At 64.6% G+C, this 22,462-nt stretch carries 17 protein-coding genes and 2 pseudogenes; 10 read left to right on the top strand and 9 right to left on the bottom strand.

Annotated features, from left to right (window positions below):
* Window positions 1-27: 27 nt before the first annotated feature.
* The 5 genes and pseudogenes from ACVMIM_RS05995 to ACVMIM_RS05975 form a co-directional block, all read left to right on the top strand.
* Window positions 28-637: pseudogene (locus ACVMIM_RS05995) on the top strand (aminotransferase class III-fold pyridoxal phosphate-dependent enzyme); the annotation flags it as partial.
* Window positions 638-639: 2 nt separating this feature from the next.
* A pseudogene (locus tag ACVMIM_RS05990) lies at window positions 640-1,630 on the top strand (transaminase); the annotation flags it as partial.
* A gap of 11 nt (window positions 1,631-1,641) precedes the next feature.
* Window positions 1,642-3,048, top strand: coding sequence for a glutamine synthetase family protein (locus tag ACVMIM_RS05985; protein WP_476111109.1), 1,407 nt, complete (start codon window positions 1,642-1,644; stop codon window positions 3,046-3,048).
* A gap of 90 nt (window positions 3,049-3,138) precedes the next feature.
* The gene (locus ACVMIM_RS05980; protein ID WP_476111107.1) at window positions 3,139-4,374 is read left to right on the top strand and encodes a putative DNA modification/repair radical SAM protein; all 1,236 of its coding nucleotides are present in this window, start codon (window positions 3,139-3,141) and stop codon (window positions 4,372-4,374) included.
* A gap of 2 nt (window positions 4,375-4,376) precedes the next feature.
* Window positions 4,377-5,843: a UdgX family uracil-DNA binding protein gene (locus ACVMIM_RS05975; protein ID WP_476111105.1), complete on the top strand. Its 1,467-nt coding sequence runs from the start codon at window positions 4,377-4,379 to the stop codon at window positions 5,841-5,843.
* A 152-nt stretch (window positions 5,844-5,995) separates the two neighbouring features.
* On the opposite strand, the gene ACVMIM_RS05970 is transcribed toward ACVMIM_RS05975, so the two are convergent.
* The 4 genes from ACVMIM_RS05970 to ACVMIM_RS05955 all read right to left on the bottom strand — a co-directional run bounded on the left by ACVMIM_RS05970 (window position 5,996) and on the right by ACVMIM_RS05955 (window position 10,373).
* Entirely contained in the window at window positions 5,996-7,255 is a 1,260-nt protein-coding gene (locus ACVMIM_RS05970) for a glycerate kinase type-2 family protein (protein WP_476111103.1), read from the bottom strand.
* Window positions 7,252-7,755: a heme-degrading domain-containing protein gene (locus ACVMIM_RS05965; RefSeq protein ID WP_476111101.1), complete on the bottom strand. Its 504-nt coding sequence runs from the start codon at window positions 7,753-7,755 to the stop codon at window positions 7,252-7,254. Before ACVMIM_RS05965 ends, ACVMIM_RS05970 begins: the two co-directional genes overlap by 4 nt.
* Window positions 7,756-7,829: 74 nt before the next feature.
* On the bottom strand, window positions 7,830-9,143 hold the full coding sequence (guaD, locus tag ACVMIM_RS05960; RefSeq protein ID WP_476111099.1) for a guanine deaminase: 1,314 nt from the start codon (window positions 9,141-9,143) through the stop codon (window positions 7,830-7,832).
* Between the two features lie 3 nt (window positions 9,144-9,146).
* Complete coding sequence (locus tag ACVMIM_RS05955; protein WP_476111097.1) at window positions 9,147-10,373, bottom strand: urate hydroxylase PuuD; 1,227 nt, start codon at window positions 10,371-10,373, stop codon at window positions 9,147-9,149.
* A 131-nt stretch (window positions 10,374-10,504) separates the two neighbouring features.
* Between ACVMIM_RS05955 and ACVMIM_RS05950 the strand changes: the two genes are divergently transcribed.
* From ACVMIM_RS05950 to ACVMIM_RS05940, 3 genes are all read left to right on the top strand, one after another.
* Window positions 10,505-11,425, top strand: a complete 921-nt coding sequence (locus tag ACVMIM_RS05950) for a LysR family transcriptional regulator (protein WP_041000271.1) — start codon at window positions 10,505-10,507, stop codon at window positions 11,423-11,425.
* Window positions 11,426-11,835: 410 nt separating this feature from the next.
* Window positions 11,836-12,777, top strand: coding sequence for an LLM class flavin-dependent oxidoreductase (locus ACVMIM_RS05945; RefSeq protein ID WP_476111095.1), 942 nt, complete (start codon window positions 11,836-11,838; stop codon window positions 12,775-12,777).
* Complete coding sequence (locus tag ACVMIM_RS05940; protein WP_476111093.1) at window positions 12,774-14,033, top strand: LLM class flavin-dependent oxidoreductase; 1,260 nt, start codon at window positions 12,774-12,776, stop codon at window positions 14,031-14,033. Before ACVMIM_RS05945 ends, ACVMIM_RS05940 begins: the two co-directional genes overlap by 4 nt.
* A gap of 55 nt (window positions 14,034-14,088) precedes the next feature.
* Here the strand turns inward: ACVMIM_RS05940 and ACVMIM_RS05935 are convergent, their stop codons facing one another.
* On the bottom strand, window positions 14,089-14,919 hold the full coding sequence (locus ACVMIM_RS05935; protein ID WP_476111092.1) for a PhzF family phenazine biosynthesis protein: 831 nt from the start codon (window positions 14,917-14,919) through the stop codon (window positions 14,089-14,091).
* Window positions 14,920-15,143: 224 nt separating this feature from the next.
* Between ACVMIM_RS05935 and dps the strand changes: the two genes are divergently transcribed.
* Complete coding sequence (gene dps, locus ACVMIM_RS05930; RefSeq protein WP_476111090.1) at window positions 15,144-15,632, top strand: DNA starvation/stationary phase protection protein Dps; 489 nt, start codon at window positions 15,144-15,146, stop codon at window positions 15,630-15,632.
* 24 nt (window positions 15,633-15,656) lie between these two features.
* Here dps and xdhC read toward each other — a convergent pair whose 3' ends face one another.
* The 4 genes from xdhC to uraH all read right to left on the bottom strand — a co-directional run bounded on the left by xdhC (window position 15,657) and on the right by uraH (window position 20,838).
* Entirely contained in the window at window positions 15,657-16,559 is a 903-nt protein-coding gene (gene xdhC / locus ACVMIM_RS05925; protein WP_476111088.1) for a xanthine dehydrogenase accessory protein XdhC, read from the bottom strand.
* Window positions 16,560-16,621: 62 nt separating this feature from the next.
* Window positions 16,622-18,985, bottom strand: a complete 2,364-nt coding sequence (gene xdhB / locus ACVMIM_RS05920; RefSeq protein WP_476111087.1) for a xanthine dehydrogenase molybdopterin binding subunit — start codon at window positions 18,983-18,985, stop codon at window positions 16,622-16,624.
* The gene (gene xdhA / locus ACVMIM_RS05915) at window positions 18,985-20,460 is read right to left on the bottom strand and encodes a xanthine dehydrogenase small subunit (RefSeq protein ID WP_476111085.1); all 1,476 of its coding nucleotides are present in this window, start codon (window positions 20,458-20,460) and stop codon (window positions 18,985-18,987) included. Before xdhA ends, xdhB begins: the two co-directional genes overlap by 1 nt.
* A 3-nt stretch (window positions 20,461-20,463) precedes the next feature.
* A complete protein-coding gene (gene uraH, locus ACVMIM_RS05910) occupies window positions 20,464-20,838 on the bottom strand; it encodes a hydroxyisourate hydrolase (protein ID WP_476111083.1) in 375 nt (124 codons plus the stop codon).
* A gap of 167 nt (window positions 20,839-21,005) precedes the next feature.
* Between uraH and puuE the strand changes: the two genes are divergently transcribed.
* A complete protein-coding gene (puuE, locus tag ACVMIM_RS05905) occupies window positions 21,006-22,430 on the top strand; it encodes an allantoinase PuuE (protein ID WP_476111081.1) in 1,425 nt (474 codons plus the stop codon).
* Window positions 22,431-22,462 lie beyond the last annotated feature (32 nt).

Here is a 22,462-nt window from a genome sequence, read left to right as displayed (position 1 = left end):
AGTGCCGCGCGAAACACAGGGGTTTTCATGCAGGCATCGGACAGTTCCAAGAATTCCATCGGCGGCATCGACATCGCCCGCATCGCCGAGCTGCGCGAGGCGGAGGCGGCCACCTTCCGCAAGGCGCGGCCGAAATCCGAGGCGAAGCTGGGCAACGGCATTGCCGGCTTCCTCGGCGGCGTGCCGATGCACTGGATGACCGACTGGCCAACACCGTTCCCGATCCTGGTTGACGGCGCCAAGGGCGCCACCATCACCGATATCGACGGCAACAGGCTCGACGATTTCTGCCTTGGCGACACCGGTTCGATGCTCGGCCATTCGCCGCCGGCGGTCGCCCGCGCGATCCGCAGGCAGGCCGCTCGAGGCCTAACTTACATGCTGCCGAGCGAGGATGCGCTGGCGATCGGCACCCTCCTGCAGCAGCGTTTCGGCCTGCCCTATTGGCAGATCGCCACCACCGCCACCGACGCCAACCGCTTCGCGCTGCGCATCGCCCGCGCCGTGACAGGACGAGAGAAGATCCTGGTCTTCAATGGTTGCTATCACGGCTCGGTCGACGAGACGATGGTGCGGCTGATCGACGGCAAGCCGGTGAACCGGCCTCCGCAGAGGCCGCTCGAGGCCTTGCGCTGGCTCGGCACCCTCCTGCAGCAGCGTTTCGGCCTGCCCTAAGATCGCCACCACCGCCACCGACGCCAACCGCTTCGCGCTGCGCATCGCCCGCGCCGTGACAGGACGAGAGAAGATCCTGGTCTTCAATGGTTGCTATCACGGCTCGGTCGACGAGACGATGGTGCGGCTGATCGACGGCAAGCCGGTGAACTGGATTGGCTGGCGAATTCGCGATCTCACGCGAGCGACTAGGATCGTCGAGTTCAACGACATCCGAGCTTTGGAGGCAGCGCTTGCGGACCGCGACGTCGCCTGCGTCATCACCGAGCCGGTGCTGACCAATTCCTGCATGGTGCTGCCGGAACCCGGCTTTCACGAAGCGCTGCGGCGCCTGACACGCGCCGCCGGCACGCTGCTGCTGATCGACGAGACGCACACGATTTCGACCGGCCCCGGCGGTTATACCAAGAAGCACGGGCTCGAGCCGGACCTCTTCGTCCTCGGCAAGCCGGTAGCGGGCGGTGTGCCGGCGAGCATCTGGGGCATGAGCGAGGACGTCGCTACGCGCTACGGCTCCTACAACCGGGCGAAGGAGGCCGGCTATTCCGGCATGGGCACGACGCTGTCGGCCAATCCGCTGCAATTCGCGGCGATGCGGGCGACGCTGGAAGAGGTGATGAGCGAGGAGGCTTACGCCCATATGGACCGGCTGGCGCGCCGGCTCGATGCGGGGCTCTCCGCCGTCATCCAGCGAAACAAGCTGCCCTGGCATGTCGCGCGGGTCGGCGCCCGCGTCGAGTTCATCTGCGCGCCAGGACCATTGCGCAATGGCGGGGAGGCGGAAAAGGCACATGCGCCGGAGCTGGAAGCCGCCATCCATGTGGCACTCGTCAATCGCGGCGTGCTGATCGCGCCGTTCCACAACATGATGCTGATCTCGCCGGCAACGACTTCGGCGCAAGTGAGCCGGCTGATCGCCGCCTTCGCCGCGGTTGCGGGCAAGCTTGCGGCGTGAGACAAGCAAACATGGACAATCCGAACGCCGTGACAACTTCGCCTTCCGGCTCGACGCCCGCCGAGGCAAAAGCCTTTCTCGACGCGCAACCCGAGATCGAGGCCTTCGACATCGTGCTCACCGACGCCAACGGCATCGGCCGCGGCAAGATCGTGCGCCGGCATGAGCTGATGGGCATTTTCGAGAACGGCCGACACCTGCCGATCTCGATCCTCGGCCTCGACATTACCGGCGAGGATGTGCACGAGACCGGACTGGTGTGGGACACCGGCGACGGCGATCTGCGCGCATGGCCGATCCCTGGCACGCTGGTGCCGCTCTTCGGCACCAGCCCGCCGCGCGGCCAGGTGCTGATGTCGATGTACCACCTCGATGGCCAGCCGATGACCTCCGACCCGCGGCTGGTGCTGGCAAGGCAGGTGGAATTGCTGGCGGCACGCGGCCTGCATCCGGCTGGCGCCTTCGAACTTGAGTTTTTCCTGCTGTCCAATGAGCGCGACGCGGACGGCAAGGTGCAGCCCGCCCGCGCGGTGCTCGACGGCCGCCGTTCGGCGAAGACCGAAGTCTATTCAGTCGACCATCTGCATGGTATGGAGCCGCTGTTTTCGGACATCTACGCCGCCGCCAAGGCGCAAGGCATTCCGGCAGAAACCATCATTTCCGAATACGCGCCCGGCCAGTACGAGCTGACGCTCAACTACCGCAAGGACGTGATGCGTGCGGCGGACGACCTCGTGATGCTGAAGCGGCTGGTCAGGGCGCAAGCGCGCCGGCACGGCGTCACCGCCTGTTTCATGGCCAAGCCCATCGAGGCCTATGCGGGTTCGGGCATGCATTTCCACGTCTCGCTGCAGGACGATGCCGGCCGCAACGTCTTCACCGAGGCCGCCGGCGAGAAATGGTCGCCGAAACTGCTCAACGCGCTTGGCGGCCTGATCCACACCATGGCGGAATCGATGCTGGTGTTTGCGCCGCACGCCAATTCATGGCGCCGCTTCGTCTCGCAATCCTACGCGCCGGTGGCGCCGACATGGGGCGTCAACAACCGCTCGGTGGCGCTGCGCGTGCCGGCGGGCGATGCCAGAAACCGCCGCATCGAGCACCGGCCGTCAGGCGTCGACGCCAACCCCTATCTGGTGGCGGCGACGGTGCTGGCCGGCATCGTCAAAGGCCTGGATGAAGGTCTGGACCCCGGCCCCGAGACGACCGGGAACGGCTACGAGCAGGCGACGGAAAAATCGGCGATGCCCGCCGACTGGCGCGCCGCGATCGAGGCGGCCAGGGGCTCCGATTTCCTGAAGTCGGCGCTCGGCCCCGATTTGCACCGCACCTTCGTGGCGATCAAGCAGGCCGAATATCTGCGTGTCGCCCGCACCGTCAGCGAGCTGGATTACCATCTTTATCTGCATGAGGTGTGAGCGCTGGCCGATAGGCGGGCGGCGATCACGTTCTGCTGGCAGCAATCAAAAGTTATAGCCAATTGCATTTCTGGAACATATCATGAACAGATGGCTGTGCTTTCCGTCCGCGAGAAGTTGGCGATACTGTCCGACGCCGCCAAATACGACGCTTCCTGCGCGTCCTCCGGCTCGGCGAAGCGCGACTCGCTGAGATCGGGCGGCATCGGTTCGACCGAGGGTTCCGGCATCTGCCATTCCTATGCGCCGGACGGCCGCTGTATCTCGCTCTTGAAAATCCTGCTGACCAATTTCTGCATCTATGGCTGCAGCTATTGCATCAACCGCTCGTCCTCGAATGTGCGGCGCGCCCGCTTCAGCGTCGAGGAGGTGGTGAAGCTCACAATGGATTTCTATCGCCGCAACTATATCGAGGGGCTGTTCCTGTCGTCAGGCGTCATTCGCTCGCCGGACGAGACGATGGGCGAGATGGTCGAAGTGGCGCGCAGGCTCAGGATCGAGGAAAAGTTCGGCGGCTATATTCATCTGAAAACAATTCCGGAGGCGTCGGCCGAGCTGATCGAGAAAGCCGGCCTCTATGCCGACCGATTGTCGATCAATGTCGAATTGCCGACCGACGAGGGCGTGAAGAAACTGGCGCCGGAAAAGAAGCCGGAAGCGATCCGGCTTTCGATGGCGGAGCTGCGCCGCAAGATCGAGGAGAAGGCCGAGCCCACTTTGCAGAGCCGCAGGCGCGAGCGCTTCGCGCCGGGCGGCCAGTCGACGCAGATGATCGTCGGCGCCGACAAGACGTCCGATGACGGCATCCTGCGTGCCAGCGCCCGGCTTTACGGCAGCTATCACCTCAGACGCGTCTATTACTCCGCCTTCAGCCCGATCCCGGATTCGTCGTCGTCCCTGCCATTGCAGAAACCGCCGCTGATACGCGAGCACCGGCTCTATCAGGCCGACTGGCTGATGCGCTTCTACGGCTTCTCGCAACCGGAGATCCTCGCCGGCAGCAATGACGGCATGCTCGACCTTGCCATCGACCCCAAGCTCGCCTGGGCGCTGCGCAACCGGGGCCGCTTTCCGGTCGACGTCAACCGCGCCGAGCGAGAAGCGCTGCTGCGCGTTCCCGGCCTCGGCACTAAGGTCATCGACCGGATCATCGAGACACGCCGCCACCGCCGGCTGCGGCTCGAGGATGTCGGCCGGCTCTGTCATTCGGTCGCCAAGGTGCGGCCTTTCATCGTCGCGGAAGGCTGGTCGCCGGGCGCGTTGACCGACAAGGCCGGTTTGCGCCAGGAGATCACCCGCTCCTGCGAGCAGCTATCGCTGTTCTGACCATGGCGAGAACCCAGCTCAACCTCGCCGCTCATGTCGTCCGGCTCGGCAGCCAGACCGATTTCGCCGGCTGGCGGGATGCCGCGCGCCGGCTGGCGACGAACGATATTCCGCCGGAAGATGTTGCGTGGCAGGTCGAACCGGATCGCGAAGGTGGCGCCAGCGATTTGCCGCCTGCGCAAGCCGATGCGCGGCTGGTCGTGCCGCGCGACTTCATCGAGCGCGCCGAGACGGTGATCTGCCATTCCGATCCGGAGCGCTTCAGCTTTCTCTACCGGCTGCTCTGGCGGTTGCGTTCCGAGCCGAAGCTGCTTTCGATCGCGACCGATCCCGACATCCGGCGGCTGGAGGCGATGGAGAAGGCGGTGCACCGCGACATTCACAAGATGCGCGCCTTCGTGCGTTTCCGGAAAATCGGCGAAGGCGGGGACGAGCGTTATGTCGCGTGGTTCGAGCCCGACCATTTCATCGTTGAGCGCAATGCCGATTTCTTCGTGCGCCGTTTCACCGGCATGCGCTGGACGATCCTGACCCCGCATGCCTCTGCCGACTGGGACGGTGAGCGGTTGGCGATCGGCCCAGGCGCGGCCAAGCGCGACGCGCCGGCGGAAGACGATGCCGAGGCGCTGTGGCGGACCTATTTCGAAAACATCTTCAACCCGGCCCGCCTTAAGGTGAAGGCGATGCAGAGAGAGATGCCGAAAAAATATTGGCGGAACCTTCCCGAGGTCTCGCTCATTCCAGATCTGATAGCAGGAGCGGACAAAGCCGCGTCAGAGATGATCGACCGGATGCCAACCAGCCCAGCACCGCATCACGCCAAGGTGAAGGCCAAGCACTGGCCTACGCCCGAGCCGTCCGATGTGGTGGCGCCAGAGGCCGAGGATATTCCGGGGCTGCGCGAGGAGGCGAAAGGCTGCCGCCGTTGCCCGCTCTGGCGCGATGCGACGCAGACCGTCTTCGGCGAGGGACCGGAGAATGCCGATGTGGTCTTCGTCGGCGAGCAGCCCGGCGACCAGGAGGATCTGGCCGGCAAGCCGTTCGTCGGTCCGGCGGGCAAGGTGTTCGACAGCATCCTGGACGATGCGGCGATAGACCGCCGCAAGGTCTATGTGACCAATGCGGTCAAACACTTCAAATTCGAGCCGCGTGGCAAGCGGCGCATCCACTCAAAACCCAATGCCGGCGAGATCCAGGCCTGCCGCTGGTGGCTGGACAAGGAGCTCGATCTCGTCAAGCCGAACCTCGTCGTGGCGCTCGGCGCGACGGCGGCGCAGTCGCTGCTCGGCAAGGCGGTGCCGATCACCAAGATGCGCGGCGACGTGATCGAACGCGAGGACGGCTTGCGCGTGTTTCTCACCATCCACCCGTCCTTCATCCTGCGCATCCGCGATCAGGAGGACAAGGAGGCCGAGAAGGAGCGGTTCTTGCAGGATATGAGAAAGGTGAAGCAGCTGATGGCTGCTTAGGCAGCATTGAGATTCAGGTGAGGCCGGCCTGCAAATGGCGGCTTCCTGCGCTTCCGGTGCTCACATACCCAAAGTACGCTCCGCTCCGGTTCTCGGAATCGACCATTTTCGACTCGGCCTGACCTGAATCTCAACACGGCCTATTGGTCGAGCTATCTGATCAAAATCGCCCTCAGATCATTGACGTTCGTGCCGGTAGGCCCCGGCACGAACAGATCCCCGACCGCGTTGAAGGCCGTCCAGGCATTGTTGCCGGCGAGCATCGCCTTGGCATCGACGCCTTCAGCGCGCATCCGCGCCACGGTCGAGGCGTCGGCGAAGGCGCCGGCATTGTTCTCCGAGCCGTCTATGCCGTCCGTATCGGCGGCCAGGGCATGGATGCCGTTCACGCCCTCAATGCCGATGGCGAAGGCGAGCAGGAACTCGGAATTGCGGCCGCCCTTGCCCTTGGCGCGGAGTGTAACGGTGGTCTCGCCGCCGGACAGGATCAGCACAGGTTTGGCGAAGGGGCGATTGCGGGTCGCAACCTCGCGGGCGATCGCGGCATGCACGCCGCCGACCTCGCGCGCCTCACCTTCGATGGCATCCGACAGGATGACGGCCTCGATGCCTTGCCGCTTTGCTTCGGCGGCCGCGGCTTCCAGCGATACGCCGGCCGAGGCGGTCAGGTGAACTTCGTTGCCGGCGAAGCGCGGATCGTCGGGGCGCGGCGCATCGGCGGCCGGGGACTGGATATGCGCCATGACCGAGGCCGGCAGCTTCATGCCATAGGCGGCGATCGAGGCCAGCGCGTCCTCGCGGCTGCCGGTGTCGGGAACAGTCGGGCCCGAGGCAACCAGCGCCGGATTGTCGCCGGGGATGTCGGAGACGACCAGCGACACGACTCTCGCCGGATGCGCGGCGGCGGCTAGGCGTCCGCCCTTGATGGTCGAGACATGCTTGCGGATGGTGTTCATCGCCGCGATCGGCGCGCCGGAGGCAAGCAGCGCCTCGTTGACGGCAATCTCGTCGGCCAAGGTCATACCGGGAGCGGGCGACGGCAGCAGGGCCGAGCCGCCACCGGAGATCAGCGCCACCACCAGATCGTCAGCGGTCAAGCCCCGCACCTTCTCCAACAGCCGGCGCGAGGCTTCGAGGCCGGCGGCATCCGGCACCGGATGCGCCGCCTCGATGATCTCGATGCGCTCGCATCTGGCGCCATAGCCGTAGCGGGTGACGACAAGGCCGTCGATCGGACCGTCCCAGACCTTCTCGAAGGCTGCGGCCATCTGCGCCGAGCCTTTTCCCGCGCCGATGACGATGGTGCGGCCCTTCGGCTTTGCCGGCAAATGATTACGAATCGTCTTTTCCGGATCGGCGGCAGCGACGGCGGCGTTGAAGATCGATGTGAGGAAGCTTTTCGGGTCGGTCATTTTTCTTCCGGCGGCAGCGCGAGCCCGCTCGCATCGATGCCAAGATGGGCGCAGAGCACGTCGACGACGACGCCATGGTCCTCGCGCTCCGGCAGGCCCGAAACGGCGATGACGCCGATGACGCCGGCGCCGTTGACGGTGACCGGGAAACCGCCGCCCGCGAGCACATAATCGGCAATGTCCAGGCCTTCGCCGATCTTGAAGGTGCGGTCGGGGCGCTGCTGTTCCAGCACGAGGCGATAGGTGCTTCTCAGATAACGCTTCACGACATTGATCTTGCGCCGCGCCCAGTCGGGATTGGAGGCGTTGGAGCCAGGCATCGCGGCATAGAAGAGCGGCCGGTCGAAGGTCCTGATGTCGACGATAATCGGCAGATCTTCCTTCAGAGCCCGGTCCCTGATGGCAGAGCCGATCTTGAAGGCGACAGCCTCATCGAAGGCCGGGAAGACCAGCGTGGCTTCCTGTTTCTTGATCAGAGCGATGTCGTCGGCGGTGGCCATAGCGTTTCCCTGTCAAATGTCGACGCACGCTTTGGCCGATGGCTGACGCGGGGTCAAGCGACCGCACATTTAAGCTATGCGACAATCGCGCTCTTTGCCGGCCGGCCCGCCACATAGACCTCGCGCACGGCGCGGTCGTCGCCCAGCGTCTGCAAGAGGAACAGCTCCTCGGCCAGCGTCTCGACCGTCTCCATCCTGAGCCGCATGCCAGGCGTCGCATGGGCATCGAGAACGACTATATCGGCATCGGTGCCTTCCTCCAGCGTGCCGACCTTGTCTGACACGGAAAGCGCCTGGGCGTTGCCGCGGGTCAGTTGCCAGAAGGACTGGAAGGGGTTGAGCTTCTCGCCATTCAGCGCGATCACCTTGTAGCCTTCGTCCATGGTGCGCAGCATCGAATAGTTGGTACCGCCGCCGACATCGGTGGCGGCGGCGATCCTGAGCGGCTTCTCGCGCCGGCGGTAGCGCTGATAGTCGAACAGGCCGGAGCCGAGGAACAGATTGGAGGTCGGGCAGAACACCGCGACCGAGCCCGACTGCGACAGCGCATCCGCCTCGCGCTCCGACAGATGGATGCAATGGCCGAACAGGCTCTTTTTGCCGAGCAGGCCGTAATGCTCATAGACGTCGGTGTAATCACGCGACCAGGGATAGAGCTCCTGGGTGAAGGCGATCTCGGCGTCGTTCTCCGACAAATGCGTCTGCATGTGGAGATCGGGATATTCGCGGCAGAGCGCGCCGGCCATCTCCATCTGCTCGGGCGTCGACGTGATGGCGAAGCGAGGCGTGATGGCATAGAGCTGGCGGCCCTTGCCGTGCCATTCGGCGATCAGCGCCTTGGTATCGTCATAGCCGGTCTGCGGCGTGTCGAGCACGCCGTCCGGCGCGTTGCGATCCATCATCACCTTGCCGGCGATGTTGAGCATGTTGCGCTCATGCGACTCGGCGAAGAAGGCTTCGGCCGAGGATTTGTGCACCGAGCAATAGGCCACGACCGTCGTCGTGCCCTGGCGCAACATCTCGTCGAGGAAGAGCCTGGCGATGCGGCGGCCATGCTGCGCGTTCTGGAACTTCGATTCCTCCGGAAAGGTGTATTTGTTCAGCCAGTCGAGCAGCTCGGCGCCGTAAGAGGCGATGATCTGCATTTGCGGCACATGCACATGCGCGTCGAGGAAGCCCGGCAGGACCAGGTGCGGACGATGGTCGATCGTCTCGACGCCGGCGCCCGCCTTCTTCAAGACCTCCGCATAGGGACCGGCAGCAGCGATCTTGCCGTTGTCGATCAGCAGGGCGCCGTCTTCCTCGTAGCGCCAGGCGGAATGGTCGTCGATCGTTTCGGGCCAACGCAGGAAGGAGAGCGTGCGGCCGCGCAGAATTTTCGCTGTCATGCTTTACTTTCCGGCGCCTTCGAACCAGGCGACCAGAAGGGCCCTTTCCTGGTCGGTGATCTGGGTGACGTTCGCGGGCGGCATGGCATGCGCCCGGCCGGCCTGGATATAGATCTCGCGCGCATGCTCGGCGATGCGCTCGTCGGTGTCGAGCAGCACGCCCTTCGGCGCATGGTAGATGCCTTCATAGACCGGCGCTTCCGTGTGGCACATGGAGCAGCGGCCGAGCACGGTGTCGCGCACGGCCGGGAAATGAGCGGAAGCCATATAGACCTGCGCGGCGGCGGAGGCGGCGGAGGTCTTCGGCTCGCCGGTCAGCACCTTCGGCACGGTCGACAGCCAGATGATGATCATGAACAGCACGGCGGCGCCCAGCCAGGTCCAGGTCGGGTTGCCCTTCCTTGCATGCACGGTGTTGAAATAGTGCCGGACCAGCACGCCGATGATGAAGACCAGCGAGGCGATGACCCAGTTGAACTCAGTGCCGAAGGCCAGCGGGTAATGGTTCGACAGCATCAGGAACAGGACGGGCAAGGTCAGGTAATTGTTGTGCAGCGAGCGCTGCTTGGCGATCTTGCCGTATTTCGGATCCGGCTTGCGGCCGGCAATGAGATCGGCGACGACGATCTTCTGGTTGGGGATGATGACCATGAAGACGTTGGCCGACATGATCGTGGCGGTGATGGCGCCGAGGTGCAGGAAGGCGGCGCGGCCGGTGAAGAGATGCGTCAGCCCCCAGGCGATGAAGACCAGCACGCAGTAGAGCACCAGCATCAGCCCGGTGTCGCTCTTGCCGAGCGGCGACCGGCAGAGCAGGTCATAGACGATCCAGCCGACGCCGATCGTGGCAAGCGACAAGAGGATGCCGACCGGCACCGAGATGTTGAGCACGTTGGGGTCGATCAGGAAGAGGTCGGCGCCGGCATAATAGACCACGCAGAGCATGGCGAAGCCCGACAGCCAGGTGGCGTAGGATTCCCATTTGAACCAGGTGAGGTGCTCCGGCATCTCGGCCGGGGCCACCAGATACTTCTGGATATGGTAGAAGCCGCCGCCATGCACCTGCCACTCCTCGCCGAAGGCGCCGGCGGGCAGGCCCGGACGCTGGCGCAAGCCGAGGTCGAGCGCGACGAAATAGAAGGACGAGCCGATCCAGGCGATGCCGGTGATGACATGCAGCCAGCGGACCGCAAAACTCAGCCAGTCCCAGAAAATCGCGAAATCAGTCATTGCACTCGTCCCTGCCGATGAGAGCGACTTTACGGTCTGGCGCGCAAACGAAAAGAGGCGAGGTGCGCGATGACTTTCAAAAAAAAATAAAAAATACTAGGGTTGCCCCGCGCCGCCTTTGAGACCCACGCATGGCCTATCTCGACAACATCGCCGTCTTCGTCCGTGTCGTCGAGCTCGGCAATCTGTCGGCGGCGGGGCGCGACATGCGCATTTCGCCGGCCGTCGCCTCCAACCGCATCAAGGAACTGGAAAAACATCTGGGCGTCCGGCTGTTCAACCGCACGACCAGGCAGCTGATGCCGACTGAGCACGGCACGGTGTTCTACACCGGTGCCAAGCAGGTGCTGGATGCGATCACCGAGGCGGAAGCCGCGGTCGCGGCCCTTTCCGGCCAGCCGCGCGGCACCATCAGGGTGACGGCGCCGCTCGGCCTCGGCCGCCGGCTCATCGCGTCCGGCATACCGGACTTCCACGACAAGTACCCCGATATCGAGGTGCGGCTGAGGCTCTCCGACCACAATGTCGACATCATGAAGGAAGGCATCGACGTCGCCTTCCGCCTCGGCATCATCGAGGATTCCAGCCTCAGGATGCGCGGCATCATGGAATGCGAGCGCGTGCTGGTGGCCGCGCCGAAATATCTGGAAGCGCGAGGAGAACCCACCGAGCCGCAGGAACTGGTCGGCAGGAAGCATGATTGCCTGATGCTGCGCTATGCCGGCGCGCGCGAATTCGTCTGGACGCTGCAGACGCCGGGCGGCGTGCAGAAATTCGAGGTGCACGGCCCTTACGACACCGACGACGGCGACGTGCTGACCGGCTGGGCGCTCTCGGGGCGCGGCATCATCAACAAGCCGCGTTTCGAGGTGGAGCCGTTCATCCGCGACCGGCGGCTGAAGGTGATCCTGCCTCAGACGCCGCCGACACCGGTGCAATTCGCAGCCGTCTATCCGCATAAGAAGCTGCAGGATCCAAAGGTGCGGCTGCTGCTCGACTTCATGGCCGAGCGCTGCCAGCGGCTGATCAAGGATATTCTGGCGGGCAAGTAGGGACCGGCGGCGTTGCGTGTTTCGGGTTGGCCGAAGCCTCCGTAATCTCGTCATCCACGGGCGGAGCGACGCGAAGCGGCGCGTAGACCCGTGGATCCATGCCGTGACTTTGATCGTAGGCGCTGCGGAGCAGAATTCTGCACCGTTGGTGACGCTTGGAGGTCACGGATGGATTCTGGTCTGCGCCGCGTCGCTTCGCTCCTTGCCCCGCCATAGAATGACGACGTGACGGGCGCCTCGGCTAACCACTGAAGTATGCGACCCGCAACGCAACACCAATTCGTCAGGACCTCGCCGCTATACGACGACTGGCGGGCACGTGGCAGCCTCATCCATACTCGGTCCCGTTGCCTTATGCGACGACGAGCCTAGGTTGGTAGCGACATCGCTGGCAGCCGAAGGGCCGCACTATGCATCTCGCCGTTTCGCTCAACATCGCAGCCACAGGACAAGACGTCCTGGACTTCGGCCAGATCAGTGCCTTCGTGCGGAACCTGGAAGCGGCGGGCGTCGATATGGTCATCATTTCCGACTCCGCCGATGCGCCGTCCACCAGTCCGTTCGAAGCGACCACGCTGCTGGCCGCGCTGGCCACGATGACGGAGAGGATCGGCCTTGTCGCCAGCGCCTCGACGCTCGCGCACCAGCCCTACAATCTGGCGCGCCGCTTTGCTTCGCTGGACATCATCAGCCATGGCCGTGTCGGCTGGAATGCAACGCTGAGGCAAAACCCGCGCGAGGCGGCGAATTTCAGCCGACCCGAGGGCTTTTCGGACGATGATTTCCGCCGCCGCGCTGAAGAGTATATCGGCATCGTCCAGGGACTATGGCGAGGCTGGGACGCGGACGCCCTGCTGTTCGACAAGGTGGGCGGCCGGTTCCACGATCCCGACAAGATGCATGTTCTCGACCATAAGGGCGAGTTCTTCTCGGTCCGCGGGCCGCTCAATGTCGCGCGCTCGCCGCAGGACGCTCCTGTGCTGGTCATGTCTAGCCCGGCTGAGGCTGACCGTGAGTTTGCAAGCCGTGTCGCCGACGTCGTTCTGATTGGCGAGCGATCGTTGGAAAATGCGAAAGCCGTTTGCGAAGAGCTGAGGCACTTTGCGCGTGGGGTCGGTCGCCAGCCAGGTACGCCTAAGCTACTGGTGACCGCCGCCGCTGGGTCCGAGCTTGGCGCTGACCAATTCGCAGTGTTGCACGCGTCGAGTGGCTGTGACGGGATCAATCTCACGTTGCCGGCTGACCTTCGCGCGCTCGATGACTTTACCGGTCGGCTTTTGCCGGAACTGGCCGGAGCGGGCCGTCAGCATGGCCCCTTGCGTGGGCATCGCGGATTGGGAGGCGCACAATGAGCGCGCGCCAGATGAAGCTTGGCCTGTTCCTGTGGGCGACCGGCCACCATATCGCTGCCTGGCGCCATCCGGATGCACATGTGACGGCCGGCATCGACATCGACCACTACATACAGCTCGCCCGCACGGCCGAAGCGGCGAAGTTCGACATGGTGTTCTGCGAGGACGCGGCCGGCCTGCGCGAGGCCAATGTCCGGATCGCCAGCCAGACGTCGCGCTCGATCGGCTTCGAGCCGATCAGCCTGCTTTCGGCGCTTGCCGTTCAGACCGAGCGTATCGGCCTCGTGTCGACGGCATCGACCAGCTACAACGAGCCCTACGGACTGGCGCGCATGTTCGCCTCGCTCGACAATCTGAGCGGCGGGCGCGCCGGCTGGAACCTCGTCACCTCGGCAAGCCCCATCGAGGCCGCGAATTTCGGCGCGACCGGCTTGCGGCCGCATGCGGACCGTTACGCGCGGGCGCGCGAATTCGCAACGGTGATCACCGGGCTGTGGAACCGGCGCGCAGCCGGCCATGACGGCGAAAGCTTTTCGGTGCGCGACCCGCTCGACATTCCGCCCTCGCCGCAAGGGACGCCGGTGATGGTGCAGGCCGGGGCATCGGACGACGGCAAGGACCTTGCCGCGCGCAACGCCGATGTCGTGTTTTCGGCGGCGCAGACCTTCGAGGAAGCCAAGGCCTTCTATGACGACCTCAAAGGCCGGCTCGCCGCTTACGGACGCCAGCCGGACGATATGAAGATCATGCCCGGCGTGGCGCCGATCGTCGCAGAGACGAAAGCCGAGGCACAGGCGAAATACGACGCGCTCCAGGAATTGATCCCCGACGATGTCGGCGTGGCGCTGCTCTCCAGCTATCTCAGCATCGCCGACCTCTGGCGCTATCCGATCGACGGGCCGCTACCCGAACTGCCGGAGAGCGAAGGCATGAAGAGCCGGCAGGCGCTGGTCATCGAGCAGGCGCGCCGCGACGGGCTCTCGATCCGCGAGCTGGCGCGTTACTTTGCCGGCGCACGCGGCCATTGGCGTGTGGTCGGCACAGCTGGAGAGATCGCCGACGAGTTGCAGGCCCGCTTCGAAGGTGGCGCCGCCGACGGTTTCAACGTGATGCCGTCCTGGTTCCCGGGCGAGCTCGACGCCTTCGCGACGCTGGTGGTGCCGGAGCTGCAGCGGCGTGGCCTGTTCCGCAAGGACTATGACGGCCGCACACTGCGCGAGCATCTCGGCCTGAAGCGGCCGGCCCAGGGTTCATAGTTTTCGCAATTAGGGAAGGAAAAGCGCGGCGCACTTTTCCTGGAATTGCTTCAGCTTAATCCATCAGCCGCGCCGTCCCGGAGACCCTGATCGAGCTACCGGGCGCCGGCGGAATATCGGCATGGAGGCGCGAGCGCATGCCCATGTCCTCGCCTTGGACGATGTCGATGGCGCTGCCATGCGGCCAGCCGAGATCGCGCAGATAGCCGGCAAAAGCCGCGGTCGCGGCGCCGGTGGCCGGGTCCTCATAAACGCCGCCTGAGGCGAAGGGATTGCGCGTGTGGAAGAGGCGCGGCGTCTCGGCATAGGCGAGCAGGATCGTGACCAGGCCTTCGCGCCGCATGAAGGGCTGGCCTTCCTTCAAATCATAGGCCATGGTGGCCAGCGCCTCGCGCGACTTCAGCGCCAGCACGAGGTGATCGGCGCCGCCATGGATGAGGGCCGGTGGAATGGCGGGATCGAGATCATCCGGCTCATAGCCAAACACGGCGAGGGCTTCGCCGACCAGTTCCGACGAAGCCGGCCCGCTGCGCGTCGGCGGCGACTGCAAGGCGGCGGCAAAGTTGGCGCCTTCGCGAAACCCTTCGACGGTGATGTCGGCCTGGTTGAGGTTCAGCCTGAAAATGCCGTCGCCGAATTTCCTGACCAGCGCCGCGCCGAGTGCGATCGTGGCGTGGCCGCAGAACGGCACTTCCGACTCCGGCGAAAAATAGCGCACGCGCCAGCTTTCGCCCTCAGGCGCGGCGAAGGCGGTTTCCGAGAAGCCGACTTCGGCCGCGACGCGCTGCATGTCGGCCGCATCCGGCAGGGCCTCGCCGATCACCACGCCGGCGGGATTGCCGCCGGTGCCGCCATCCGAAAAGGCAGCGATCTTCAATACATCCATGGTCCTGTGGCCTCGTTGTCCCTGAGGCGCAACAAACACGTTTCGGACCGTTTTGGGAAATGAAGAAAACGGCGAGCAGAGGTGAGCGCCATTCACATCTACGATCGGGTGGTGAGCTTCAATCCAATGCGGAACGAAATTCGACCCATCGCCGTTTTGACGGCTGGCGGTCGGCCGGGCCGCCTTCAGCTCTCAGCATCAGTCCAGCGCGACAGGAGACGACCATGGACGCCATCGTCACCAAGAACGACCTCAAATCCGATGCCAAGAAGGAATCGATCGATCTGCTCAACGCCAGGCTTGCCGACGCCATCGACCTGGCGCTGATCACCAAGCAGGCGCACTGGAACGTCAAGGGTCCGCAATTCATCGCCATCCATGAGATGCTGGACGAATTCCGCGAGGAGATCGACGGCCATGTCGACATTATCGCCGAGCGAGCCGTGCAGCTCGGCGGCACCGCGCACGGCACCTCGCAGGATGTGTCGAAGGCGACTAGGCTGAAGCCCTATCCGACCGACATCCACAAGACCAAGGATCATCTGGCGGCGCTGATCGACCGCTATGCCACGGCGGCGCAGCTGACGCGCGAGGCAATCGACGAGGCGGACGACGCCGGCGATGCCGACACCGCCGATATCTTCACCGCCTATTCGCGCTCGCTCGACAAATTGCTCTGGTTCCTGGAAGCGCACACGCAGGAAAAGGAATAACCCGGCGGTTGCCGGCTGGCTGGATCAGCCGGCCACCACCTTTTCAGCGCTGGCAGAGCCTGCCGCTTCGACGGCATGCGAGACCAGCGCCGTCATGATCTCGGCGGCCGCAAGCGCTGCAATCACCGACGGGCGCTTGTCCTTCACCGCATTGCCCCCGATCGGCGAGACAAGGCGGTTGAACTCGGCTTCGCTCCCTTCAGCCGATTTCAGGAACCAGCTCCTGAAAGTTGCCTTCTTGGTCTTGGAGCCGATCATGCCGACATAGGCGGTGTCGTCGCGCTTCAGCGCCTCAGCGACGATCAGGAAATCCAGCGCATGGTCGTGGGTCAGGATGGCGAAGGCCGATCCTGCAGGCGCCTCGCGCACCACGGCTTCGGGCATCGGCGTCAGCCGCGTTTCCACGGTTTCCGGCATGCCTTCCAATGCCTCGGATCGGGTTTCGACGACGACGACGTGGATCGGCAGCAGCGCCAGCGACGCGGCCAGCGCCTGGCCGACATGGCCGCCGCCGAACAGATAGACATGCGGGAGATGCGCTTCCTCGGCTTCGGCCTTGGCGATCAATTGCTGTTCCAGCGAAGCATCGACGAGACGGATCGACACCTCGACGCAGCCGCCGCAGCATTGGCCGATTTCCGGCCCGAGCGGGATGTCGAGCGTGGCCCAAGTTTCGTCGACCTCGATGCGGGCTTCACTGGCCGGAGATCGCGGTCCGGGCCCTCCGCCAAGCATCTGGCGCGCCTTGTCGACCGCCATATATTCGAGCTGACCGCCGCCGATGGTGCCGAGAATGGCCGATGCCGAGACAAGCATGAAGGCGCCGGCCTCGCGCGGTGTCGAGCCTTTCGTGGCCGCCACCTCGACGAGGGCGACCCGGCCAGCCTGGCCGAAAAACGCCCTCAGGCTTTGCACTCGAGAATTCATCGTCTGCATTTCCATCCTGGAAATATAGCGTTTTGCGCCTCGATTTGCACGTTTAGGCAGATTCAGGCCGGCTTTGCTGCCTCCCGCTTCAATCTCTCGATCGCCATCAGCACCCGTTCCGGCGTTGCCGGCGCATCGAGGCGCGGGCAGATCTTGTGGCCGGCGACGCTCGCGACCGCGTCGGACAGCGCATGCAGCACCGACATGCCGTGCGGCAGCGGCGGCTCGCCGACGGCCTTGGAGCGATGGATGGTCGGCTCGTAGGCCGACGACCAGTCGGTGAGCTTCACGTTGAAGATCTTTGGACGGTCGGAGGCGAGCGGGATCTTGTAGGTCGACGGCGCATGCGTGCGCAGCCGGCCGCTGTCGTCCCACCAAAGCTCTTCCGTCGTCAGCCAGCCCATGCCCTGGATGAAGCCACCCTCGACCTGGCCGAGGTCGATCGCCCGGTTCAGCGAGCGACCGGCGTCGTGCAGGATGTCGGTGCGCTCGACGACATATTCGCCGGTCAGCGTGTCGACCGAGACCTCCGAGCAGGCCGCGCCATAGGCATAATAGTAAAAGGCACGACCGCGGCCCTTGCTGCGGTCCCAATGGATCTTCGGCGTCTTGTAGAAACCGGCAGCCGACAATTGGATGCGGTTGATATAGGCCTGCCTGACCAGATCGTTGAAGGCTACTTCCTGGTTGCCGATGCGCACTCGATTGGGCAGGAACACGATCTGGTCGTGTGGCACCTGGTATTTATCCGCCGCGAAATCGGTCAGCCGCTTGCGGATCTGGCGGGCGGCGTCCTGTGCCGCCATGCCGTTGAGGTCGGCGCCGGAGGAGGCTGCCGTCGGCGAGGTGTTCGGCACCTTGGCGGTGGTGGTGGCGGTGATCTTGACCCGGTCGAGATCGATCTGGAACTCTTCCGCCACGACCTGCGCCACCTTGAGATGCAGGCCCTGGCCCATCTCTGTGCCGCCATGGTTCATGTGCACCGAGCCGTCGGCATAGACATGCACCAGGGCGCCGGCCTGGTTGGCCTCGGTCTTGGTGAAGGAGATGCCGAACTTGACCGGCGTCAGCGCCAGGCCGCGCTTGATGAAGCGGCTGTTGTTGTTGAAGGCGCTGATCTCGCGGCGGCGCCGTGCGTAATTCGCGCTTTCCTCCAGCTCGGCCACGATGCGCTGGATGATGCAGTCCTCGACCTTCTGGTGATAGGGCGTGACACTGCGCTCGCCGATCGCCTCCATCGGGTCATAGAAATTGAGCTTGCGGATCTCGAGCGGGTCCTTGCCGACGGCGAAGGCCACCTCGTCGATGACACGCTCGGCGCCGACCATGCCCTGCGGGCCGCCGAAGCCGCGGAAGGCGGTATTGGAGACGGTGTTGGTATAGAGCGGCGCCGACTTGGCATGCACCGCCGGATAGAAATAGGCGTTGTCGCAGTGGAACAGGGCGCGGTCGCCGACCGGACCGGACAGGTCGGCGGAAAAGCCGCAGCGCAGCGCATAGGTGAAGTCGATGCCGAGGATGTTGCCCTCGTCGTCGAAGCCGACTTCATAGTCGATGGCGAAATCATGCCGCTTGCCGGTGGCGGTCATATCTTCATCGCGGTCGAGCCTGATCTTGACGGCGCGCTTGAGCTTCTTGGCGGCGATCGCGGCAATTGCCGCGCATTGATTGGCTTGGGTTTCCTTGCCGCCGAAGCCGCCGCCCATGCGGCGCACTTCGACCGTCACCGCATGGCTCGGCACGCCGAGCGTATGAGCGACCAGATGCTGCGTCTCGCTCGGCCCCTGTGTCGAGCAATAGACGATCACCTCGTCGTCCTCACCGGGGATGGCCAGCGAGACCTGGCCTTCCAGATAGAAATGGTCCTGGCCGCCGAGCCACATGCGGTTCTTGACGCGGCGGGGCGCCGCCGCGATCGCCGCGGCCGCATCGCCGCGCTTGAGGATCAGCGGCGTGGTGACCTGCTTGTCCTTGACGGGATCGAGATCCCAGATGTCGATGACGGCCGGAAGCTCGTCATACTCGATCTTGGCCAGCCGCGCGGCGCGGCGTGCCTCCTCGCGTGTTTCGGCAACCACGGCGAAGATCGGCTGCCCGTAAAACTCGACCTTGCCTTCGGCGAGCACCGGATCGTCATGCATGTTGCTCGGCGAGATATCGTTCTCGCCGGGTATATCGCCATAGGTCAGCACATCGACGACGCCCGGCGCCGAGCGCACGGCTGACAGGTCGAGGCTCTTCAGGGTGCCGTGCGCGATCTTGGAGAGGCCGAGGCCGATATGCAGCGTGCCGGCCGGCTCAGGCATGTCGTCGATATAGACGGCGGTGCCGCTGACATGCTTGTGCGCGGAATCGTGCCGTTGCTCGGTGGCGACGCCGCCGACAATCTTCTCGGCTTTGAGATTGGCTGGAGCGTGCTTGTTCATCAGGCCGCCTCGTTGCGCGAGATCTGGAACGGCGCCTTCGTTCCGGTCGTCTCGATATAGAAGCGCAGCAGAAGGTTCCTCGCCGCCAGCGCCCGGTATTCGGCGGTCGCGCGCATGTCGGTCAAGGGCGTGAAATCCTCGGCATATTCGGCCATGGCGGCCTCCACCGTCGCTTCGTTCCAGGCCTTGCCGATAAGCGCCTTCTCGACCGCGGTGGCGCGCTTCGGCGTCGCCGCCATGCCGCCATAAGCGATGCGGATGTCGGCCACCGTGCCGTCCGTGGCCAAGGTCAAATAGAACGCGCCGAGTGTCGCGGTGATATCCTCGTCCCGGCGCTTGGTGACCTTGTAGACAGCAAATTTGGTTCCCGGTGCGGGCACCGGAACATGCACTGCTTCGACGAACTCGCCGGGCTGACGGTCCTGCTTGCCATAGGCGATGAAGAAGGTTTCGAGCGGGATGGTGCGGCGGGCCTTGCCCTTGCGAAGCGTGAGCTGCGCGCCGAGCGCGATCAGCGGCGGCGGCGTGTCGCCGATCGGCGAGCCGTTGGCGATGTTGCCACCGATGGTGCCCATATTGCGCACCTGCTCGCCGCCGATGCGATCGACCAGCGGCCCCAAAGCCGGGATGCGCTTCGTGAGCGTTTCGAAGGCCTCGCTATAGGTGACGCCGGCGCCGATGGTGATCACGCCATCCTTCTCCGACATCGTACGCAGGCCCTCGAGCCCGCCGATGAAGATCGCCGGCGAGATGTCGCGCATCTGCTTGGTGACCCACAGCCCGACATCGGTCGAGCCGGCGACGATGGTGGCGCCAGGCTCCGTCTCGAGCACGGCGGCGAAATCGTCGACATCGGCCGGCACGATCAGCCGCCGCTTGCCCGAGCCGACCTCGACCCTGGCGCCGTCGCGCAGCGCTTCCAGCCGCGCAGTAATGTCCTTGCGCTCCAACGCCAGCGGATCCTTAGCCGCCTTGCCGTAGCTCGAAATGGCATGCGCGGCGCGCATGATCGCCTCATAGCCGGTGCAGCGGCAGAGATTGCCCTGTAGCGCCTTTTCGATCGCGGCGTTGGACGGATCGGGCGTCTTCATCCAGAGCCCATAGAGCGACATGACGAAACCCGGCGTGCAGAAGCCGCATTGCGGGCCGTGGAAATCGACCATCGCCTGCTGCACGGGGTGCAACTTGCCCGGCTCGCCGCGCAGATGCTCCACGGTGACGACATGGGTGCCGTCGAGCGAGCCCATGAAGCGGATGCAGGCATTCACGCTTTCATACACAAGCCCTTCGGCGGAGAGCTTGCCGACCAGCACCGTGCAGGCGCCGCAGTCGCCCTCGGCGCAGCCTTCCTTGGTGCCGCGCAGCGAGCGGTTGAGCCGCAGCCAGTCGAGCAGGGTCGCATCGGGCGCGACGTCTCTCAGCGCGACGTCGCTGCCGTTCAGGATGAAGCGTATCTCGTTGCGGATCTCTGTCATGTCTCAGCTCCCCCGATAGGTCGAGTAGCCATAGGGCGAAATCAAGAGCGGGACATGGTAGTGCCGTTCTTCCGCCATGCCGAAGCGGATCGGCACGAGATCCAGGAAAGCCGGCTCAGGCAGGTTGAGGCCCTGGCCGCGCAGATAGTCGCCGGCGGCGAAGACCAGCTCATATTCGCCGGTACGGAAATCGGCGCCGGCCAGAAGCGGCGCATCGCAGCGGCCATCGTCATTGGTGGCAACGGACTTGAGATGCTTGCGGCTCTGGCCCTCGATGCGGAAAAGCTCGATCGACAGGCCCTTTGCCGGCCGTCCGGTCGCGGTGTCGAGCACGTGGGTCGTCAGGCGCCCGCCATCGGCTTTCGACGTTTCTGCCACTGGCCGCCTCCCATCCCAGTAGAGTTTCAGCTCAATTGTGCGCCAATTAAAGGCGATGCATAAGCCCCGGTCGAGCGGAGCGCGGCAAAAAGCACTTTCAAAAATTTTCGGGGGAATGCTGCAGCACTCCTTTCGATATCTTCAGCGCAACAGGGGCAGGAGCAGCCATGCGTTACGAACGGGACATGCGCGGTTACGGGGCCAATCCGCCGGACCCCAAATGGCCCGGCGGCGCCTATGTCGCGGTGCAGTTCGTCGTCAACTACGAAGAAGGCGGCGAGAACTGCGTGCTGCATGGCGACAAGGCTTCGGAGGCCTTCCTATCGGAGATCGTCGGGGCCGCGCCCTGGGTCGGCCAGCGCCACTGGAACATGGAATCGATCTATGAGTACGGCGCGCGGGCCGGCTTCTGGCGGCTCTACCGGCTGTTCACCGAAGCCGAGGTGCCGGTGACCTGCTACGGCGTCGCCACCGCGCTGGCGCGCTCGCCCGACCAAGTCACGGCGATGCAGGAGGCCGGCTGGGAGATCGCCTCGCACGGCCTGCGCTGGATCGACTACCGCGACCATACGGCCGAGGACGAGCGGCGCGACCTCGAAGAGACGATCCGGCTGCATTACGAAGTGACCGGCGCGCGCCCGACCGGCTGGTACACCGGCCGCACCTCGGTCAACACGGTGCGGCTCGTCGCCGAGGAAGGCGGCTTCGATTATGTCTCCGACACCTATGACGACGAGCTACCCTACTGGTTCGACCGCGACGGGCTGGAGAAGCCGCAGCTCATCATCCCCTACACGCTCGACGCCAACGACATGCGCTTTGCCACGCCGCAGGGCTTCAACTCCGGCGACCAGTTCTTCGCCTATCTGAAGGACAGTTTCGACACGCTCTATGCCGAGGGCAAGGCGGGCCGGCCGCGCATGATGAATATCGGCCTGCACTGCCGGCTGGTCGGCCGTCCCGGCCGGGTGGCAGCATTGAAGCGCTTCGTCGACTATGTGAAGTCGCACGACAAGGTTTGGCTGACGCGGCGCATCGACATCGCCAAACACTGGCGCGAAACGCACCCCTATGAGGCGCCGGCGCTGCGCCCGTCGCGGATGGGGTTCGAGGAATTCGTGCATGCCTTCGGCGGTGTTTTCGAACATTCGCCCTGGATCGCCGAGCGCGCCTACGAATTGGAGCTTGGGCCCGCGCATGACAGCGCGGGCGGCCTCCACAACGCGCTCTGCCGCGTCTTCCGGGCGGCGAGCGAAGCCGAGCGGCTTTCGGTGCTCAACGCTCATCCGGACCTTGCGGGCAAGCTGGCGGCGGCGAAGCGGCTGACGCCGGAATCGGCCAAGGAACAGGCTTCCGCCGGGCTCGACGCGCTGACCGACAAGGAGCGCGAGCTGTTTTCGAAACTCAACGCCGCTTATGTCACGACTTTCGGCTTCCCCTTCATCATCGCGGTGAAGGGCAAGACCAAGGACGAAATCCTGACGGAGTTCGAGGCGCGCATCGGCAACAGCCGCGGCGTCGAGTTCGAGACCGCCTGCAAACAGGTCGAGCGTATCGCATTGCTTCGCCTGAAAGACATGCTCCCACTCTAAAGTTTGTTTGTACGCAATTCCGGACGGAAAAC

Source organism: Mesorhizobium sp. USDA 4413 (genome assembly GCF_056280365.1).
Note: the sequence above shows the minus strand (reverse complement) of the source record. Positions and strands in the feature narration are given on the sequence as shown.

Excerpts from the sequence above, each read along its gene's own strand:
- ACVMIM_RS05950 (WP_041000271.1), top strand. The coding sequence starts at position 10,505 with ATGGCCTATCTCGACAACATCGCCGTCTTCGTCCGTGTCGTCGAGCTC.
- ACVMIM_RS05945 (WP_476111095.1), top strand. The coding sequence starts at position 11,836 with ATGCATCTCGCCGTTTCGCTCAACATCGCAGCCACAGGACAAGACGTC.
- xdhA (WP_476111085.1), bottom strand. The coding sequence starts at position 20,460 with ATGACAGAGATCCGCAACGAGATACGCTTCATCCTGAACGGCAGCGAC.
- ACVMIM_RS05975 (WP_476111105.1), top strand. The coding sequence starts at position 4,377 with ATGGCGAGAACCCAGCTCAACCTCGCCGCTCATGTCGTCCGGCTCGGC.
- xdhB (WP_476111087.1), bottom strand. The coding sequence starts at position 18,985 with ATGAACAAGCACGCTCCAGCCAATCTCAAAGCCGAGAAGATTGTCGGC.
- guaD (WP_476111099.1), bottom strand. The coding sequence starts at position 9,143 with ATGACAGCGAAAATTCTGCGCGGCCGCACGCTCTCCTTCCTGCGTTGG.
- ACVMIM_RS05985 (WP_476111109.1), top strand. The coding sequence starts at position 1,642 with ATGGACAATCCGAACGCCGTGACAACTTCGCCTTCCGGCTCGACGCCC.
- dps (WP_476111090.1), top strand. The coding sequence starts at position 15,144 with ATGGACGCCATCGTCACCAAGAACGACCTCAAATCCGATGCCAAGAAG.
- ACVMIM_RS05970 (WP_476111103.1), bottom strand. The coding sequence starts at position 7,255 with ATGACCGACCCGAAAAGCTTCCTCACATCGATCTTCAACGCCGCCGTC.
- puuE (WP_476111081.1), top strand. The coding sequence starts at position 21,006 with ATGCGTTACGAACGGGACATGCGCGGTTACGGGGCCAATCCGCCGGAC.
- ACVMIM_RS05965 (WP_476111101.1), bottom strand. The coding sequence starts at position 7,755 with ATGGCCACCGCCGACGACATCGCTCTGATCAAGAAACAGGAAGCCACG.
- ACVMIM_RS05980 (WP_476111107.1), top strand. The coding sequence starts at position 3,139 with ATGGCTGTGCTTTCCGTCCGCGAGAAGTTGGCGATACTGTCCGACGCC.
- ACVMIM_RS05940 (WP_476111093.1), top strand. The coding sequence starts at position 12,774 with ATGAGCGCGCGCCAGATGAAGCTTGGCCTGTTCCTGTGGGCGACCGGC.
- ACVMIM_RS05935 (WP_476111092.1), bottom strand. The coding sequence starts at position 14,919 with ATGGATGTATTGAAGATCGCTGCCTTTTCGGATGGCGGCACCGGCGGC.
- ACVMIM_RS05955 (WP_476111097.1), bottom strand. The coding sequence starts at position 10,373 with ATGACTGATTTCGCGATTTTCTGGGACTGGCTGAGTTTTGCGGTCCGC.
- xdhC (WP_476111088.1), bottom strand. The coding sequence starts at position 16,559 with ATGAATTCTCGAGTGCAAAGCCTGAGGGCGTTTTTCGGCCAGGCTGGC.